14 protein-coding genes, 1 tRNA gene and 1 pseudogene are annotated in these 18,807 nt (G+C 46.6%); 11 read left to right on the forward strand and 5 right to left on the reverse strand.

Features of this window, described 5'->3' with window-relative positions; all coding sequences use genetic code 11:
- Positions 1-50 precede the first annotated feature (50 nt).
- Both B067_RS0101280 and B067_RS0101285 read left to right on the forward strand, forming a co-directional pair.
- Complete coding sequence (locus tag B067_RS0101280; RefSeq protein ID WP_019528235.1) at positions 51-1,145, forward strand: tRNA nucleotidyltransferase/poly(A) polymerase-related protein; 1,095 nt, start codon at positions 51-53, stop codon at positions 1,143-1,145.
- A complete protein-coding gene (locus B067_RS0101285) occupies positions 1,142-1,888 on the forward strand; it encodes a pteridine reductase (RefSeq protein WP_019528236.1) in 747 nt (248 codons plus the stop codon). The genes B067_RS0101280 and B067_RS0101285 overlap by 4 nt, the downstream gene beginning before the upstream one ends.
- 92 nt (positions 1,889-1,980) lie before the next feature.
- Here the strand turns inward: B067_RS0101285 and folK are convergent, their stop codons facing one another.
- From folK to tsaD, 3 genes are all read right to left on the reverse strand, one after another.
- Positions 1,981-2,484, reverse strand: coding sequence for a 2-amino-4-hydroxy-6-hydroxymethyldihydropteridine diphosphokinase (gene folK, locus B067_RS0101290; RefSeq protein ID WP_019528237.1), 504 nt, complete (start codon positions 2,482-2,484; stop codon positions 1,981-1,983).
- A 1-nt stretch (position 2,485) separates the two neighbouring features.
- On the reverse strand, positions 2,486-2,839 hold the full coding sequence (gene folB, locus B067_RS0101295; protein ID WP_019528238.1) for a dihydroneopterin aldolase: 354 nt from the start codon (positions 2,837-2,839) through the stop codon (positions 2,486-2,488).
- Between the two features lie 62 nt (positions 2,840-2,901).
- A complete protein-coding gene (gene tsaD, locus B067_RS0101300) occupies positions 2,902-3,930 on the reverse strand; it encodes a tRNA (adenosine(37)-N6)-threonylcarbamoyltransferase complex transferase subunit TsaD (RefSeq protein ID WP_019528239.1) in 1,029 nt (342 codons plus the stop codon).
- 316 nt (positions 3,931-4,246) lie between these two features.
- Here tsaD and rpsU point away from each other — a divergent pair, with 316 nt between their 5' ends.
- The 8 genes and pseudogenes from rpsU (at position 4,247) to B067_RS21555 (ending at position 12,881) form a co-directional block, all read left to right on the forward strand.
- A complete protein-coding gene (rpsU, locus tag B067_RS0101310; RefSeq protein WP_019528241.1) occupies positions 4,247-4,462 on the forward strand; it encodes a 30S ribosomal protein S21 in 216 nt (71 codons plus the stop codon).
- Positions 4,463-4,570: 108 nt separating this feature from the next.
- Positions 4,571-5,020, forward strand: coding sequence for a GatB/YqeY domain-containing protein (locus tag B067_RS0101315; RefSeq protein WP_019528242.1), 450 nt, complete (start codon positions 4,571-4,573; stop codon positions 5,018-5,020).
- A 162-nt stretch (positions 5,021-5,182) separates the two neighbouring features.
- Positions 5,183-7,027 carry a DNA primase gene (gene dnaG / locus B067_RS0101320; RefSeq protein WP_019528243.1) on the forward strand — a complete coding sequence of 615 codons (1,845 nt, stop codon included), beginning with the start codon at positions 5,183-5,185 and terminating at the stop codon, positions 7,025-7,027.
- Positions 7,028-7,168: 141 nt separating this feature from the next.
- Complete coding sequence (rpoD, locus tag B067_RS0101325) at positions 7,169-8,974, forward strand: RNA polymerase sigma factor RpoD (protein WP_019528244.1); 1,806 nt, start codon at positions 7,169-7,171, stop codon at positions 8,972-8,974.
- Positions 8,975-9,523: 549 nt separating this feature from the next.
- A complete protein-coding gene (gene cysK / locus B067_RS0101335) occupies positions 9,524-10,489 on the forward strand; it encodes a cysteine synthase A (RefSeq protein WP_019528246.1) in 966 nt (321 codons plus the stop codon).
- A 178-nt stretch (positions 10,490-10,667) separates the two neighbouring features.
- Positions 10,668-10,744, forward strand: a tRNA-Ile gene (locus B067_RS0101340).
- Positions 10,745-10,999: 255 nt separating this feature from the next.
- The gene (locus B067_RS0101345; protein WP_019528247.1) at positions 11,000-11,341 is read left to right on the forward strand and encodes a PBPRA1643 family SWIM/SEC-C metal-binding motif protein; all 342 of its coding nucleotides are present in this window, start codon (positions 11,000-11,002) and stop codon (positions 11,339-11,341) included.
- Between the two features lie 304 nt (positions 11,342-11,645).
- A pseudogene (locus tag B067_RS21555) lies at positions 11,646-12,881 on the forward strand (IS256 family transposase).
- Positions 12,882-13,173: 292 nt separating this feature from the next.
- Here B067_RS21555 and B067_RS19330 read toward each other — a convergent pair.
- Both B067_RS19330 and B067_RS0101365 read right to left on the reverse strand, forming a co-directional pair.
- Entirely contained in the window at positions 13,174-13,980 is an 807-nt protein-coding gene (locus tag B067_RS19330) for a hypothetical protein (protein ID WP_019528249.1), read from the reverse strand.
- Between the two features lie 9 nt (positions 13,981-13,989).
- Entirely contained in the window at positions 13,990-17,010 is a 3,021-nt protein-coding gene (locus tag B067_RS0101365; protein WP_019528250.1) for a YncE family protein, read from the reverse strand.
- Between the two features lie 525 nt (positions 17,011-17,535).
- Here B067_RS0101365 and B067_RS0101370 point away from each other — a divergent pair.
- Positions 17,536-18,786 carry a sulfotransferase family protein gene (locus B067_RS0101370; protein WP_019528251.1) on the forward strand — a complete coding sequence of 417 codons (1,251 nt, stop codon included), beginning with the start codon at positions 17,536-17,538 and terminating at the stop codon, positions 18,784-18,786.
- The last annotated feature ends 21 nt before the right edge of the window (positions 18,787-18,807 follow it).

An 18,807-nucleotide genomic window follows, 5' to 3' on the forward strand; every position in this document is an offset into this window, starting at 1 on the left:
GCCAAGCATAAAGCTAGCGACTATAGACCAGCGACTGTAAACTATCCCCCATGAAAATTTACTTAGTCGGCGGCGCCGTACGCGATACTTTATTGGGTTATCCCTTTCACGAACGTGATTGGGTGGTCGTCGGTGGCACCCCACAACAACTACTAGCCCAAGGCTACCAACAGGTGGGCAAAGACTTTCCGGTTTTTTTACACCCGAAAACAAAAGAGGAATATGCGCTGGCGCGCACTGAGCGCAAAAACGGCCAGGGCTATACCGGCTTTGCCTGCTACAGCGCCCCCGATGTTAGCTTGGAAGACGACCTGCTGCGACGCGATCTAAGCATAAATGCCATCGCTCAAGATGAGCAAGGCAACATCATAGACCCTTACAATGGCCAGCAAGATATAGCCGCTAAAAAACTGCGCCACGTGTCGACCGCCTTTGCCGAAGACCCTTTGCGCGTTTTACGCACCGCCCGATTTTTAGCGCGCTACTATCACCTAGGTTTTACGGTTGCCGATGAAACCCTGCAACTCATGCAGCAGCTTAGTGATAGCGGTGAATTAACCCAGCTTAGCCGCGAACGTATTTGGGTAGAAACCGAGAAAGCCTTGCACGAGCAGTCGCCAGAGCAATATTTTTTATGCCTGCAACACTGCGGTGCCCTGCAGCAACTCTACCCCACTATGCCCGCGCTAACGCCGCAAAGTGTGCAGCGCCTGCAACAGGCACGTAAAACCTGCAATAGCAGCCAGCTGTTTGCCTTGCTGTTTTATCAAGCTGAAAGCACCAACTTACTCAAGCAACTTAAAAGTATAAAAGTACCTAACGAAGTTTCTGAGCTTTGCCAATTACTACAACAACACGCCGACTTAGTACTTGCCGAACAACTCAGCGCCGAGCAAATATTACTGTTACTACAACACTGCGATGGCTATAGACGCGGACAACGCTTTGCTGATTTTTTACATTGCTGCCAACAAATAAACAGCCATAACCAAGCCTATAAACTCAAGCAGGCTTTAACACTATGCCTATCGGTTGATGCCAAAGCGCTAGCGGCGCAGGGCCTCAGCGGTAAAGATATAGCCCAAGCTATACAGCAACAACGATTAGCCATAGTTAGCAATATGCTTAGCGAGACAGCGCCATGAACAACCCTCCCGTAGCCCTTATCACCGGCGGCGCCCAGCGCATAGGCGCAGTAATATGCAAAGCCTTGCACGCACAAGGTTTTAATATTGTTGTTCATTACAAAAGCTCAAAACAGCAGGCCACAGACCTTTGTAATGAGTTAAATACAGGCCGCCGTAACTCAGCCATTAGCCTTGCCGCATCTTTAGATAACCACAACGCTATTAAAAACGTAATCGAACAGGCCGCCTTACAATGGGGCCGCTTAGACGCACTGGTTAACAATGCCTCTAGTTTTTACCCCACGCCCATAGCCAATGCTAGTGAGCAACAATGGGATGATTTATTCAACAGTAATGTGAAAGGTGCATTTTTTTTTAGTCAGGCCGCGGCACCGTACCTACAAAAAAATAAAGGCTGTATCGTCAACATCGTCGACATACACGCACAAAAACCCTTAAAAGAACACAGCCTGTATTGCATGGCAAAAGCAGCGCTGGCCATGATGACGCAAACTCTAGCCAAAGACCTACCCCCCGTACGCGTCAACGGCGTCGCCCCCGGTGCCATACTCTGGCCAGAGCAACAGGGCGCAAGCGTACTCAGCGATAAAGAAAAACAACAAATCACCCAAAAAATCCCCTTGGGCCGCAGCGGCTGCCCAGAAGATATCGCTAATACGGTGTTGTTTTTAATCAAAGACGCGCCCTATATTACCGGGCAAATTATTAGCGTAGATGGCGGGCGTAGTTTGGGAATGTAGTTATCAGCGCCTTTGGCGCTGATAACTACAAGAGGTAAGCCGCAAGAGGCAAGCATCAAGAAAAAACACTCTTATAGCTTGCAGCTTATGGCTTACAGCTTCGTTTCATTCCATTCAAAATCTACCGGCCATAATTTTTGGCTAGCCTGATCATATTGCTGCCACAGTTGCTGATAGCTTTTATGCGTCGTGGGGTGTAGCTGATTCGGGGCTATGTTGTATAGCGGTAATAGCACAAAGGCATTGTCTAAAATTTCAGTGCGAGGCAGTAGCACACCATCAACGTCGCCCACCATATCATCGACGGTGAGTATATCGATATCCAGCGTACGCGAGCTAAATTTAGGGCCGCCGCGCTTGCGGCCATAATCATCTTCTATTTGTTTGAGCAAGGCCTGCAACTCACCCACCGAGTAAACACTTTCAAAACCGACCACTAGGTTGAGAAAATTATCACCCTCAAAACCTACCGCTACGCTTTCATACACGGGTGAAATGATCAGCTCACCAAAGTAGTGCTGCAGCGCATCTAACGAAGAAGCTATGTGGTGGTAGCGATGAGTGTTGCTGCCTATGCTCACAAATACTTGTGACATGTTAGCGTTCGCCTCGCTCGATAATGACACCCACATCTCTGGAGCCACGCACCGCGCCGGGCTTGCTAACCTGCAGCTTAAGCCAAGGCACTTTAAACTCTTCGCGTATAATTTGTGCGCACTGCTCGGCCATGGTTTCTACCAATAAAAATTCGCTGGCCTCAATAAATGCAATTAAGCGCTTGGCCACTGCCTTGTAGTTTAAGGTGTGCGCAATGTCGTCAGTGGCCGCCGCTTGACGTATGTCGTGGCCCATTTCTACATTCAAGCTAACGGTTTGTTTAATTTCACGTTCCCAATCATAAATACCGATGGTGGTTTCTATACATAAGTCGCGTATATAAATGATATCCATATTGAATCCTGTTACTTGCACTGTAGGTTGGTAGTTTAATAAATAGGTAAATAGCTAGGTAATTAAATAGCGCTGAGTTGGTCCATAGGCCAGCGTGGTCGTGTTTTTACCGCCAAACCATCTTGTTGCCCAGCCACCAAACGCTGGCAACCGGCGTAGGCAATCATGGCGCCGTTATCGGTACAAAACTCTGGCCGCGCATAAAACACCTGCGCTTTAATTTTTGCCAGCGCAGTGGCTAAATCGGCACGCAGTTTTTTATTGGCACTGACGCCACCGGCTATCACCAATCGCTTTAAGTCTTCTTGCTGCAGTGCACGCTTACACTTAATGACCAAGGTGCTGACCACCGCCTGCTGAAAGGCACAGGCGATATCTGCCTGAGTTTGTGCATCCAGCTCGCCCTGTTCATTTTTATGTTTGTTCACCGTGTTTAGGGTAAATGTTTTTAAGCCACTAAAACTGAAATCCAACCCTGGATGCTTCACCATGGGGCGGGGGAACTCAAAACGGCTGTTATCACCCTGCTCTGCCAACTTAGCCACCATAGGGCCACCGGGGTAGGTTAAGCCCAACATTTTGGCCGCTTTATCAAAGGCTTCACCGGCAGCGTCATCGAGAGATTCACCCAATAATTTATATTGGCCGATACCGTCCACCCGCACTAATTGGGTGTGGCCGCCGGACACTAATAAGGCAATAAACGGGAACTCGGGGGGGTGATCTTCCAACATGGGGGCTAGCAAGTGGCCCTCCATGTGGTGCACGCCTATGGCAGGCACCTGCAAGGCATAGGCTAAGCCTCGGCCTATCATGGCCCCTACCATTAAAGCGCCCACCAATCCGGGGCCTGAGGTATAAGCCACGGCATCGATGTCGCTACGGCCTAGCCCGGCTTCGACTAACACCTGCTCAATTAACGGTAAGGTTTTGCGTATATGATCACGCGAAGCCAGCTCTGGCACCACGCCACCGTATTCGGCATGTATTTCAATTTGGCTGTACAAGGCTTCTGCCAACAGGCCCTGCTCGCTGTCGTACAAGGCTATGCCGGTTTCATCACAGGAGGTTTCTATACCCAATACACGCATTACAGGCCTCAATACCGTGTTTAATATGACGGAATAGCGCCTTAATACGCTAAAACGCTAGTGCCGCGAATGATACTGGCTATACTGCCCCCAAGCCAGCACCTTCAGGGAAAAGGCTATTTTCCCGGCCCAAATGCCTATTTCCTAGGCCAAAGGCCCTTTTCACTGCCCGCGGCGCCTAGCTCAGCGTTAGTAGATCATTAGGCTTTGCATTTTATTCACCTTCCGAATATAATGCCGCCCCCTTGCATTGGGTGGTTAAGCACTAACCGCGTGCAATACGAATTTCATATCAACACAGACATAGGTAGGCCAAATGCCTTCAGTTAAGTTAAAAGAAAACGAGCCATTCGATATCGCTCTACGTCGCTTCAAGCGCTCTTGTGAAAAAGCCGGCGTTTTAGCCGAAGTACGTCGTCGTGAATTTTACGAGAAGCCTACATCAGTACGTAAGCGTAAAGCTGCCGCTGCTGTTAAGCGTCACGCTAAAAAAGTTTCTCGCGAAAGCAAAAAGCACCAGCGTTTATATTAAGCAACTGCTTAACTATCGTTGATAGTTGTAAACACCCCTAGGCCACTTGGTTTGGGGTAGGTTTTTTAGCACTGTACCGCCCACACTTTTAAAAAGGCTGGCCATACGATGACTGAGCAAACGCTTAAAGCTCGTATTAAAGACGAAATGAAAGCGGCCATGAGGGCCAAGGCTAAACAGCGCCTGACAACTATTCGGTCTATACAGGCCGAGGTCAAACGCATAGAAGTTGATGAGCGCATAGACGTCGACGACGCACGCCTATTGGCCGTGCTAGATAAAATGTGCAAGCAACGCCGTGACTCTATACAGCAGTTCACCGATGGTGACCGCATCGATCTCGCAGAGATTGAACAAGCGGAAATGCTGATCATCCAAGAGTTTCTGCCCGCGCAACTCAGTGAAGACGAGATAAAAATCCTCATCACCGACGCTATTGCCAGCACGGGCGCCGCCGGCATGCAAGACATGGGCAAAGTGATGGGCGTGCTAAAGCCCAAGCTACAAGGCCGTGCTGATATGGGTGCTGTGAGTAAGCTAATCAAAGCTAGCTTTTAGCTAGCAGTCGCTAGTACGTAGTCTCTAGTCTCTAGAAAAGGCTACCACCCCAAAATAATTTCACATCACGACACCCTGCCCCCTAGAAGCCCGCAATAGAATCTAGAATTCTAGCGACTGACATCTAGGAACTAGCGACTATCCTCTGTAGACTTCCCCACCATGGCCGGACGCATACCCGAAAGTTTTATCGACGATTTACTGGATCGCCTCGACATTGTTGAGGTGATAGACCGGCGCGTAAAACTGAAAAAAAGCGGCCGCAATTACATGGCCTGCTGCCCCTTCCACGACGAGAAAACCCCCTCGTTTAGCGTCAACCAAGAAAAGCAGTTTTACCACTGCTTTGGCTGTGGCGCCGGCGGCAACATGATCGGTTTTTTGATGGATTATGAGCGCCTGGAATTTCCGCGCTGCATAGAAACCCTAGCCGACATGGCCGGGCTAGAAATCCCCCGCGAAGCCTCGGTATTTCAAGAAGAACCACAACTCAAACGCAATATTTACACCCTGCTGGAAAAAGCCGCCAGCCATTACCAGCGCCTGCTCAAAGAGCATCCCAACCGCTCCCGCGTAGTGGACTACCTAAAAAGTCGCGGCCTCAGCGGCGAAATAGCCCGCGACTTTGGCATAGGCTACGCCGCCCCCGGCTGGGACAACCTGCTCACCACCCTAGGCAGCAAAGACGACGACAAACAGCTGCTCATAGACGGCGGCATGCTGATAGAAAAACCCGAAGAGAACAAATGCTACGACCGTTTCCGCGACCGCATTATGTTCCCCATACACGACAACCGCGGCCGCGTCATAGCCTTTGGCGGCCGGGTATTAGGCGACGACAAACCCAAATACCTCAACTCCCCAGAAACCCCCGTATTCCATAAGGGCCGCGAACTCTACGGCCTTTACCAAGCGCGTAAAAACAACCGCCAACTACAGCAACTGATAGTCGTTGAAGGCTATATGGATGTGGTGGCACTCGCCCAGCACGGCATAGGCTATGCTGTGGCCACCCTAGGCACCGCCACCAGCACCGACCACATCAAGCGCATTTTTAGACAGTGCCCGGAAGTGGTGTTTTGCTTTGACGGTGACGAGGCTGGCCGCAAGGCCGCCATCCGCGCCCTAGAGTCGGCCCTGCCGGTGATGGAAGACGGCCGCCAAGCCAAGTTTTTATTTTTGCCACAGGGCGAAGACCCCGACAGCTTGGTGCGCAAGGTGGGCTGCAATGAATTTAAGCGCCTTATCGACAAAGCCGACCCACTGGAAAACTACCTGTTCGACCACTTAGCGCAGGATATAGACATCAGCTCACTAGAGGGCCGCGCCCGCATGAGCAAACTGGCGGCGCCGCTAATCGCGCAACTGCCACAAGGCGTATTCAAAAGCCTAATGATGGGCTCCCTCGCCCAGCGCACAGGCCTGNCCGAAGACAAACTGCTAGAAATTATCGCCCAGCAACCTAAACCTAAAGTTAGAGATGCCTCCCCTCAACCCAACGGCGAGCGCAACCATGAAGGCGATAAAAAACAGCCGCAAGGCAGCCACCCCAAACAACGCACACCGCTACCACCCAAGGCCAACATACACCGCGCACCGGTACTCTATGCCATAGGCTTACTGATTCTTTACCCCAAGGTGGGCGCGCAATTACCTGAGTTTACCATCGACTGCGAGCAGCTAGAGCTGCAACTGCTGCGTGATATTATTACCCTCACCCAAAAACGCCCCGACTCCACCACCTATATGATTTTGGCCAACTGGCAACAGCAGCCCTGGAAAGGTTTGATTGAAGAGGCGCTAAACCAAGCACAAATTTTTGGCAACCAAGGCAGCGCCGAAAACCCCGAACAAGAGCTCAGTGACACCATTAAGCATATATTGCGAAACAATAGCCATATTCACCTAGACCAACAGGTCGACAAATTACTAGCCACCAACTACGCTGATCTGAGTACAGAGGATAAAGAGCAGCTAAAGCAATTACTCGCGCAAAAGCACAGTTAATAATCAAGCAATCAGCACTTAATCCACTAGAAAAACTTGTGTAAACCGCTTCTAGCCTGCATTCTCGCTGGCATAGAGCAGGGTTTGCCACTATAATACCGGGCTTCCTTTCGTCCACGAATCACAAGTGAAAGATCAACTATGAGCGGAACCGCTAACAAACAGTCTCGCCTGAAGGACCTTATTGCCAAAGGTAAAGAGCAGGGCTACCTGACTTACGCTGAGGTTAACGACCACCTTCCTGAAGACATCTCTGACCCAGATCAGGTCGAAGACATCATCCAGATGATCAACGACATGGGCATACAAGTGTTTGAAAACGCGCCTGATGCCGATGACTTAATTCTGGCCGAAGGTGACTCGCCTGATGACATTGCCTCTGCTGAAGCAGCGGCGGCCTTAGCTGCCGTAGAAACCGAAGCTGGCCGCACCACCGACCCCGTACGCATGTATATGCGCGAGATGGGCACCGTTGAGTTGCTGACCCGCGAAGGCGAAATTGCTATAGCCAAACGCATCGAAGAAGGCATACGCGACATCATGGCAGCACTGACCTACTACCCAGGTTCGGTGCAAGACATCATCAATGATTACGACAGGGTTGCCACCGAAGAGCGCCGCTTAGCCGATATACTTACCGGTTACCTAGAGCCCGCCGACGTTGTTGCCCCCGCTAACGCGCAAGCCGCAGCCGCAGCCAGCACTACCACCAGCGATGACGACGACGAGCCCTCGGGTCCCGACCCCGTCGAGGCCGAAAGACGTTTTAAGGCTATACGCAAAGCCCATAACAAATTAGAAAAAGCCATAGAAAAACATGGCCGCTACAGCAAAGAGTCAGCCAAAGAGCTGCAAAAAGTCGCCGAGCTATTCAAGTTTTTAAAACTGACGCCGCGTACTTTTGACCCACTGACCATACGCGTACGCTCTAAATTTAATGTTATACGCAGCAGCGAAAAAGAAATCGCCCGCCTATGTGTTAAACAATCCAAAATGGAAAGACGTACTTTTATCAAATCTTTTCAAGGTAACGAAACCAACTTTGAATGGTTAGATTCACAAATGGCTGCGCAGCCAGATCTTGCTGAGAAGCTCGCCGAAGTCAGGCATGAAGTTTTACGCCAACAGCGTAAAATTGCCCAAGTCGAAGAGCAAACCGAGCTCACCATACCTGACATACGCGAAATCAATCGCCGCATGTCTATGGGCGAAGCCCGCGCCCGTCGCGCCAAAAAAGAAATGGTTGAAGCCAACCTGCGCTTGGTAATTTCTATCGCCAAAAAATATACCAACCGCGGCTTACAATTCCTGGATCTAATCCAAGAAGGCAACATAGGCTTAATGAAAGCGGTAGATAAATTTGAATACCGTCGCGGTTATAAATTCTCTACCTACGCCACCTGGTGGATACGCCAAGCCATTACTCGCTCTATTGCCGACCAAGCGCGCACCATACGCATACCGGTGCACATGATAGAGACGATCAACAAGCTGAACCGTATCTCTAGGCAAATGCTACAAGAGATGGGCCGTGAGCCTACGCCTGAAGAATTAGGCGAGCGCATGGACTTACCCGAAGATAAAGTTCGCAAGGTGTTAAAAATAGCCAAAGAACCTATCTCTATGGAAACCCCTATTGGTGATGATGAAGATTCGCACTTAGGTGACTTTATCGAAGACACCACCATAGATCAGCCCATAGACTCGGCTACCGGTGAAGGCTTAAAAGAAGCCACCAAAGATGTGCTGTCTGGCCTAACTGCCCGTGAAGCAAAAGTGCTACGCATGCGCTTTGGCATAGGCATGAACACCGACCACACCTTAGAAGAAGTGGGCAAGCAGTTTGACGTAACCCGTGAACGTATACGCCAAATCGAAGCCAAGGCCTTGCGCAAGCTACGCCATCCTTCGCGTTCGGATCACCTGCGCAGCTTCTTGGATGAATAATCCTTTATAGCAGCAACAGAAAAGGCCGGTTTTTACCGGCCTTTTTTATGCCTGCCACAAAGCCAAAAAACATAATGTCATTCCAGAAAGTGTTTTTTACTTATCCGAAACCCCGTGACCACAACAGTTAATACCTATGATTTTTTTACTCACCTCAAACTGTCGTAACCAAAGCACTCGCAATGCTCGCGAGGTAGGCTCTGCCAGCCTTGAGCCGGTACCCACAACTTTATAAAGCGACATAAAGTGACTCACGTAGTACAACCAAAAAAACACCGCTGCTTCAGTATTGTTAACATGCTAGATGAGGCTTACTGGACCTTAACGCCTCTGGATACCGGGTTGGGGCCCGGTAAGACAGCCTTTCAATATTAACCGGAAACTTGTGGGTGAAAACCACTATCTGGCCACATGCCCAGCCAATTAAAAACAGCACGCAAATTCAAGTAGCTAGCCTGCGTAGCGGTTCCGGCCGCGCCTAACTGCGTGTATAGTCTAGCTCACGCATAGAGCATATACCCCGTATTCCGCCCACCAAGGAGACCAGACATGGCCGTATATAATGACAACAGTCTTTCCATAGGTAACACCCCACTGGTAAAAATCCAGCGCATATCTGATGGCAATATTTTAGCGAAGATAGAATCACGCAACCCCGCCAGCTCGGTGAAATGCCGCATAGGCGCCAATATGATATGGGCCGCCGAAAAAGACGGCAGCCTCAAGCCCGGCATGGAGATTGTTGAGCCCACCAGCGGCAACACTGGCATAGCCCTGTGCTTTGTCGCCGCCTCGCGGGGTTACCCCATCACCCTCACCATGCCCAACACCATGAGCCTAGAGCGTCGCCAAATGATGAAAGCCTTCGGTGCCAACGTGGTGCTTACTGACGGCAGTAAAGGCATGCCTGCCGCCATCGCCAAGGCCGAAGAAATAGTGGCCAGCGACCCCAGCAAATACTTTATGCCAGGCCAGTTCAACAACCCCGCCAACCCCGAAATACATGAAAAAACCACCGGCCCAGAAATTTGGCAAGATACCAACGGTGAAGTAGACGTCGTCATCAGCGGCGTAGGCACCGGCGGCACCCTCACCGGCATCTCGCGCTATATCAAAAACACCCAAGGCAAAGCCATTACCTCCGTGGCCATAGAGCCCAGCTCGTCCACCGTCATCGCCGCCGCTAAAGCCGGCACCGAAGCCACCCACGGCCCCCACAAAGTTCAAGGCATAGGCGCGGGATTTCTACCGGGCAACCTAGACTTAACCCAGGTTGACCAAGTGGAGCAAGTAAGTAACGAAGAAGCCATGGAATGGGCCCACAAGCTGATGCAACAAGAAGGCATCTTAGCGGGCATCTCCAGCGGTGCCGCCATGGCCGTCGCCCACCGGGTATCACAACAGCCTGAGCATAAGGGCAAAACCATCGTGGTCATCCTGCCAGACTCGGCAGAGCGCTACCTAAGCACCGCTTTATTTGCCGGTATGTTTAGCGAAAACGAAACCAACCAGTAAATAAACCGAAAAAACTAAAACGCCGAGCCCGCAAGCTCTTTCATGCTCGGCGTTTTTAGGTATAATGCACAGCTCTTTTTACGGGGTCGTTTGTTAGCCCGTGTAGAGAGTAAGTTAAGTACTATCTTAACGTCGTAATTTTGGGGCCGCGCAGCATAGCCACAAAAGCACAAGTTAAGGGCCCGTAGCTCAGTTGGTTAGAGCATCCGACTCATAATCGGCAGGTCCCCTGTTCAAGTCAGGGCGGGCCCACCATTTTTTCTTAACACGCTTTACCCCACTGCCTAACTAGAAGCTTAAGTCATCCGACACAGCTCTTGATAAACCTAGGCAGGCCCTCTGCTCAGAGCAGACGCAGCACTTTTCCTCAGCCTCTCGTTACCTCTACGAAGGCCGTAATCCAGATAAATCACCTGCAGGCACATGCTTTACCCCGAACTTAACCCATGAGCTTTTCAGTAGAAACCTTACTTTCTATATTCAGATTGTTTAACCAGCAGATAACACACTATGTCAGATAAATTTTTCTTCAAAGGCCGCCAAGATGCTCGCCAAGACAACGGCAATTCAGGCTATCAAACCAAGGCCAAGCATAGGCCCGGCAGTAAAAAACACCCCATGACATTAGTGGTTACCAGCGAGGCGCGTAAACAAGAAATTGAAGCGCAGTTAGCCGAGCTCGAGCTGCACGCAAACATTACTGTAGATAGTAGTGAGGAAGCCGTTGAGTCCATTGCCGAACTGACCCTAGAGCTGAACAAGGCCAGCGTAGTCAAAGTTGCTAAGACGCCTACCCGCAATGACCCTTGCAGCTGTGGCAGTGGTAAGAAATATAAGAAGTGTTGTGGCTAGGGGTAAGTAAGGAGCTTTAATTGGCTCAGCCAAGGCTTAACAATGGCAACTCCAATAATAACCGGGCTAGAACCAAAGCGATCGAAACAAAAGGATTTTTACGTCGCCTGGTCATTGGAAAGATACCGCACTGAAGGATATGATTTTAAATAAAGCATTCCCCGGCAATCAACGAGCATAAACAAGCTTTAAATTCTATACCTCTTTATACCACCGATTTTGGCTGAACATGCCTCATGAGACTGTAACTAAATCTGTGTAACTATCTATCATTAAACCCCAAAAAGGGTAAGGGTAGACAGCCATGAACCACGACGAACTAAAAGCAATAGCTCAAGCCGCAGCCAAGAACATTAAGACGGAAGCTGATCTTAATGAATTCAGGCATATGCTCACCAAAATCACCGTTGAAACGGCCCTTAACGCTGAATTAGACGATCATTTAGGCTACGCAAGGCACGAGTCATCGGAAGCGAGTAATAGCCGCAATGGCATTACCAGTAAGACCTTGCAGACCGAAGGTGGCCAATTTCAAGTTGATACCCCACGCGATCGAGCGGGTAGCTTTGAGCCCCAGCTGGTTAAAAAGCATCAGCGCCGCTTTACCTCCATGGACGATAAAATCCTCTTCCTCTACGCCTAGGGCATGAGCACACGGGAAACCGTCACCACCTTTAAAGAAATGTACGGCGCGGATATTTCGCCCACATTAATCTCCAAAGTGACTAACGCTGTTATCGATCAAGTTGTAGAGTGGCAAGCGCGGCCGCTGGATGCCATCTATCCCATCGTCTATCTCGACTGCATTGTGCTTAAAATTAGGCAGGATAAACAGGTTATCAATAAAGCGATATACTTGGCGTTAGGCGTAAATATAGAAGGCCATAAAGAGCTATTAGGCTTGTGGATATCAGAGAATGAAGGCGCTAAGTTTTGGCTTAACGTGCTGACTGAACTGCAAAATCGCGGCGTAAAAGANATTTTAATNGCCTGNGTTGACGGCCTCAAAGGNTTTCCCGATGCCATTAATGCTGTCTACCCTGATACCCAAATACAGCTCTGCATTGTGCACATGGTGCGTAATGCCATGAAGTTTGTGCCTTGGAAAGATTATAAGGCCGTAGCGGCAGATTTAAAATTAATTTATAAGTCAGCAACCGAAGAAGAAGCCCTACAAGCGTTAGCGCAATTTGCCGAGCGCTGGGACGATAAGTCTCCGCAGATAAGAAATCATGGCATGCCCACTGGCATAACCTCAACACCCTGTTTGCGTATCCTCAGGACATACGCAAAGCGATCTATACGACCAACGCTATCGAATCACTCAATAGCGTCATTCGTAAGGCTGTGAAAAAGCGTAAGCTATTCCCCAGTGACGACTCGGCCAAAAAAGTTGTTTACTTGGCGATACAGGAAGCTTCAAAAAAATGGAGAGCCTGCCCCGCGAAGTGCCTTGGGTACAATACCGATAAGGAATTGGAAGCCGGCCTTGAACCGATTTATCATTGAATTCGAAGGCCGTTTAACGGATTATATTTAACCCCGACAGTTACACAGAAATATTTACAGGCTCGTGGCACCGGCAGTTATCTTTCTTAGTTAATTTTCCTAACGAATGCTCTTAGCTGTTTTCTTAATTAAGGTTTACAGTTTAGCCTAAATAATATATTTAGGCTAAACCATTTTGACACTACCCATACCTATATTAGTTATAAATTTTACAACATCCCCCCATGCCGGCATTACGCACTCAACAGCCCCTTGCATAGAATGATCCGAAATTATAATTTAGGTTACACCTGTAATTCACAAACAGCTAATTTCAATCTAAGTTAAACGACAACAGGCTCAGTCTCAAGATTACTAACCACATTGACACCATTTATAGAAAATGGGGTTGATTTCATTTTCACATCAATGCTTGACCCATAAGCTTCATTACTGGTTAATTTCCTATAATCGTTGCTGGTAACAAAGGTATACATCTCATCGACAAAATCATTATACAACTCATAAACCTCATCAATCATAGATATCGACGATAACTCTTCCTCTTCGGTCAACTCTATCGCACACAAAATATCTTCAATATCTTTAGTTCCCATAGTGTGACCAGTTTCGCATGCCAAATGATTATCACCGTAATATAGCGACTTTTCAGCATCACCACCTTCTCTGCATACCTTGGCTGTCAACCCCAAAAAGACATTTCCGGTTTTTTCTATAACTTCAACAAGAACCACCTTTTCTTTTGGGCTCAATCTTTTAATAATTGCTGCCATTTCATAGGTAATCATTCTTGACTTAATGCCATGATCGCCCCACAAAAAAAGCAAGGTGTCTGAAAATTTTTGCATTTTATCAAAGTTCATCAACTTCAAATCTTGCAAATACCATGGCCAATGATGACTGTCTTCATTGGTATGGATATTTACTAATTGCTGGAGTTCATCTTCATTAGCCAAATCTCGCAATAAAAATCGATTAACATCCATAAACGAAAAAACGAAATGGGCCATATAGGGTGCAAATCCTAATCTCTCCCTGGGAGGTATACTAGAGTCATTGAGCCAATTAAAAATATCTCTAGTTTCAAAGCCTTTGTTTTTTTCTTCAATATAATTAAGTATCTTTTTCACTTTTATCTCCTATATGCACATTAATGTTAAAGGAAAATCTGATGACTTACTAATTGCAATAACATCGTTGACATGCTTTATGTTATTGCGATTATTTTCACCAGCGACTACCACGTCACACTGACTATTACCTTGATTGCTTTCTGGGCGCAAAGCATCATCAATATAGACGGATAGCTTTTTCTTAAAGTTATTATCAGATAAAAAATCTTTAGAAATTGTAATCTGGCGACCATACATAGGCAGATAATTAGTATCGAACTCCATTAAAAACCTAAATAAATTTCCATATTTTTCTTTTGACGATGGACTCCATGCTACCGGCTGGCTCTCATCAACTATCCAAACCATATCAGCAAAAAACATCGAAAAATCAAACCAACCTCCATGATTAAGCCCCTGCGCATGAACCACAGTATCGAAGTACTTATCGTTTTTTCTCATATTCAGAAAATCGCTACTTTGTCTCCGATAATCCCCTCGCAGGAAGCCAGCCCTATCATACAAGTATCTTAAGTGTGGTACTTTTGCATCTTGAAGTGACAGTGGCGGGGCAGAATACATCTGTTGCGAGGTACCAAATAATTTCGAATATTTGTTTGTGGTATGGCAATCACTACAACTAAAAACCAAAGGGCTTTTTTGTCGCACATGATCCCAGTTAGCTAGATCCACACCAATCTTAGAATTAAAAATTTTCTCGCCTTTTTCATTTACTTGATTATTAAGTGGGCGTATTGGATTAGGGGGGAAAGTAAGCGCCAACGAGAACTTGGTTAACTGATTCATCAACTTATCATCGAGATGAGGCCCGCCCAGTAATGTTTCAAATGGGCCTGGAGAGCCATCACAGGGAGAATTAAACTCTTTAAATGCTCGCTCTGCCTGAGTGCCATTTACATCTGAACAAGGGCCGTCCAAGTTACTTACTAAACCAAACTTGTCACCAAGAAAATGCATAGGCCCTGAGTCAGCTATACCGTGCAATGGCGTCGTACGCATTGGCCCCTTTAATGGATGTAAAAATGGCGTCTCAATAATTACCCATGTTGGCTTACCTGTTAAAACCTTGTATCGGGTCAATCTAGGGTCATGCTGGCTCTCTTCTAGATAGACAAGACCCGGTTTATCAATTGCAATGTCACCACTTTCAATGCTTTCAGCAAAGCCTGCTTGATCACCTATATACTTAACCTCTACACCCATGTCACCTATTGGAATCAAATCGCCAACCTTGGTATCACTGCCTTTAATTTTTAAGCGTATAGACCTAGGCGCAGTTTGCCTGCCTTCATGCTCAATAAAAGACAGCTTGTTAATTAAAACATTTTTCCCTGTTGTGCTTAAATTCCACTGCAAGTGATCCTCACCACCAAAAATATGGCACGAAGCACAGGCAACCCGGTTATTATTTGAGGTGATTGTAGCGTCATACAACGCCAATCGACCCTTTTGAATATCCTCCAACTCTGGATTAAAAAGAATCGCTTTACTTTGCTGCTTCACCCCTTGCTTGGTCTTAAAAAGCTGAGTAACACTGTTACTAATATAGCTATAGCTATAAAACTCCTTAGCATCTCTGCCAGCAACTATCGCAATTGGGCCTTTTTCAACTACCACAGAGTTAAGATTTAAGCTTTGTACTGGGCCACCTTTTAACACAGCATCAACATTAAACGAGCTAATTTGATTGGTCCCCATCGATGTAACATACACATCCCCTGTAGAAGGAGTAACTATCAAACCACTGGGTAATGCATAGCCAGCTTTCTCTCCAACCCCCTGGTAAATACTATCTAAATTTATACTGGAGACCTTCGCAGGCGACTCATTAAAGTCAACAACTTTAATATGATTACTGGTAAATATACCCTTTACATTATGCTCCATAGGCACTGTGTTAATCGCATCAACGGTGCTGACAAATAAGCTATTACTAGCTTCATCATAAAAACTATTAAACAGTACGCTACCTACCGACTCGACTGTTTCTAATATCGCCTGTCTATTATATTTTGGAGTGTCAGGTGTACCTAGCTCCAGCGATGCCAATGCATTGATAACAAAAACATCATTATCAGCAACATCAAAGTTCATGTAATCTGGCCAGTTAGCGCCGCTGGCATCCAGCCATTTTCCTCCTTGCTGTTGTACAATGGCAAAAGGCTCCAAGTGCCCTACGCCATCGGCAGACCATTTATCGCCCAGTAAACCGTCAAGTGGCACAGGTGTTATTGCGGTACGGTTACCCGATTTAAATGCAGTAGCAAAGACTTTTGTGCCAAGCTGATCAACAGCCAACGAGCGAATCGATGTGGTAAAAGTATTAATAATGCCCGCAAGATTGACAGCACCATCAGACTCCATATCGAAAACCCACAAGTCAGCCCGCCCGATCAACTCTCCCTTTTGCCCACCTTTATCGGCATCCAAACGATTCAGTAATAGAAATTCAGTTTTAAACTGAGGGTGACTTTGGCCCCTATAGGTGGCAGAAACAAAAGCGCGTCTTTTTGTGTTTTTTGTTATAGGCAGATCATGATTCTTAGCGTTGGTAAATACTATGTCCCAAGGCTCATCACCAACCTGCAAGGTGTTTTTGATATGCGGCCGCCCATCGATACTGATGACACTAACCGAATCTGAAATATGATTTACCACCCATATTTCACTTTTGGTTCTCTCTGCTACTGACACGGGACCAATGCCCACGGCAACAGAACTGACCAAATTTAGCCCATCATCTTCCTGAACATATATTTCCAAGCAGTTATCATGTGCATTAATTACGTAAAGCAAAGAACCATCATCTGATAATGCCAATGGCCTTGACGGAACACTCTCAAAAATAACATCTTTAGTTTCCGATTTGTCTTCAAGACCAGATCCACACATAAAAACTGGTTTATCTATCAGCTCATAGGATGTCTTAGCAATCGTTAAGCTAGACATCAATATAAAGATACCAAACTTTAACAAAGAACAAGACCAAACAACAAAACCTGATGCTTTTTTCGATTGCAATCCCATACCAATAATCCTAATTGTTTTTAAATAACTCCAAAAACCAACCAAATCCTGCCTGCACTTCTCTCATCTTAAACACCCATTAATACAAAAACAGAAAACAAAACCGATGTTTTTTTGAAACCATTTATACGTATAACCACAAAACAACGAACCAAGTACTCACATACTGACTCGCATAAAATATTCTGCTCAACTTCAATAAAAAACTATAAACATCACATTAACAAAGACAAAAACTTTATTTTTTATTCGACAAGCTATTACAATACAATAAAACCGTACAACACAAACAATATTCAGCGATAATGCACTAACATAACCACAAATTATATTTCCCTAGCAACTCGCATTTTGCTCACTTTAAAATGTATAAAACAAACTTAAAACAATAAATCTTTTCCCAATAAATCGACAACTTATTGCTTGATATAGGCAACATTTATCCTATAAGATCAAATCAACTTACAATCAACAAAATGGCTATATTGGTAAGAAAATAAGAAAACCCTATCCTAAGGACTACCCATGCATAGCATACTATCAACACCCACTAACGTTTCTGAGAGTTGCGGTAAAGAATTTCAGCCTCGCTATGCTGAGTTAAAAAAAACACTAGACCCACAAAAACTTATTAGAGAAGCCAGAAGACAATCCGGCCTTAATGAATTTGGCAGTGAACACTTTTTTCAGTCACTAAACACACTTTTGGACTGTGCCGCCATAGATGTAGATTTCAGCGACACAGGGCTAATCAATTTCAGACACAATATTATTCGCTGCTTAATCAACAGGCTGCGCATGCACAGAGACTTCACGCTACATCCTGAAATTCGAGATGAAGATGTATCAGACCCTATAGTTGTAATTGGCCTACCTAGGACTGGCACAACAAAGATACAGCGCATCCTGTCATCTTTACCAGAAACAGAAATACAAAAAACCTACCTTTGGAAAATGATGAATCCGGCCCCTTTCAGCAGGTCAGCAGCTAGTGAGTCAGACTATTTGGACCCTAGAATTGCCGCTGCCAGTCAGGGCGGAATCACTTCTGATGGCCGACCTGACTACCAAGCAGCGCATATAGCCACCGCAATGGAGCCCGAAGAAGATGGGCTGATGTGCGACGGCACCTTTGATGATTGGGTGTGGAGCTCTGTGCTGCTGCCCTCCACTAGCTATTATGACTGGGTTATAGAAAGGCCTCATATTAATAATTATAAGCACTTACACACTATGTATCAGTACCTCCAATGGCAAAACGGCGGCAAACAAAACAGGCCCTGGGTTACTAAAAACGTTCAGCACATTGCTTATTTAGAAGAGTTATTAAGCTATTTCCCCAAGGCCACTCTTGTACATTGCCATCGCACACCCGTTTCATCCATACCGTCATTAGTAAAATTAACTATCGCAATGTGGAGCTCCATTGTTAAAGAGGTAGATCCCGTCTTTACTGGCCAGACTTTACTAAACTGGTGGCAATCTGCCATGGACAAATATTTACTAACCAGAGACAAATTACACTTAGATCACAGAATTTTAGACATTCCCTATGATCGCATTAGAAATGACGCCGTAAACGTCGCGACCGAAGTGTACCGCAATAGCAACAGAGTATTATCGCCTGAAAATATTCAAACTTTTCGTGACTGGGACCGGAGCAATGAACAGCATATGCATGGCAAGCACAGCTATTCATTGCAACAATTTGGCTTATCCGAAACCATGATCAGCAAGGCATTTGAAGGCTATATCGAACGCTTTATTGCGAAATAAACAAGATAAAAATATCTATAA

It is taken from the genome of Dasania marina DSM 21967 (assembly GCF_000373485.1).
Taxonomy (GTDB): Bacteria; Pseudomonadota; Gammaproteobacteria; order Pseudomonadales; family Dasaniaceae; genus Dasania; species Dasania marina.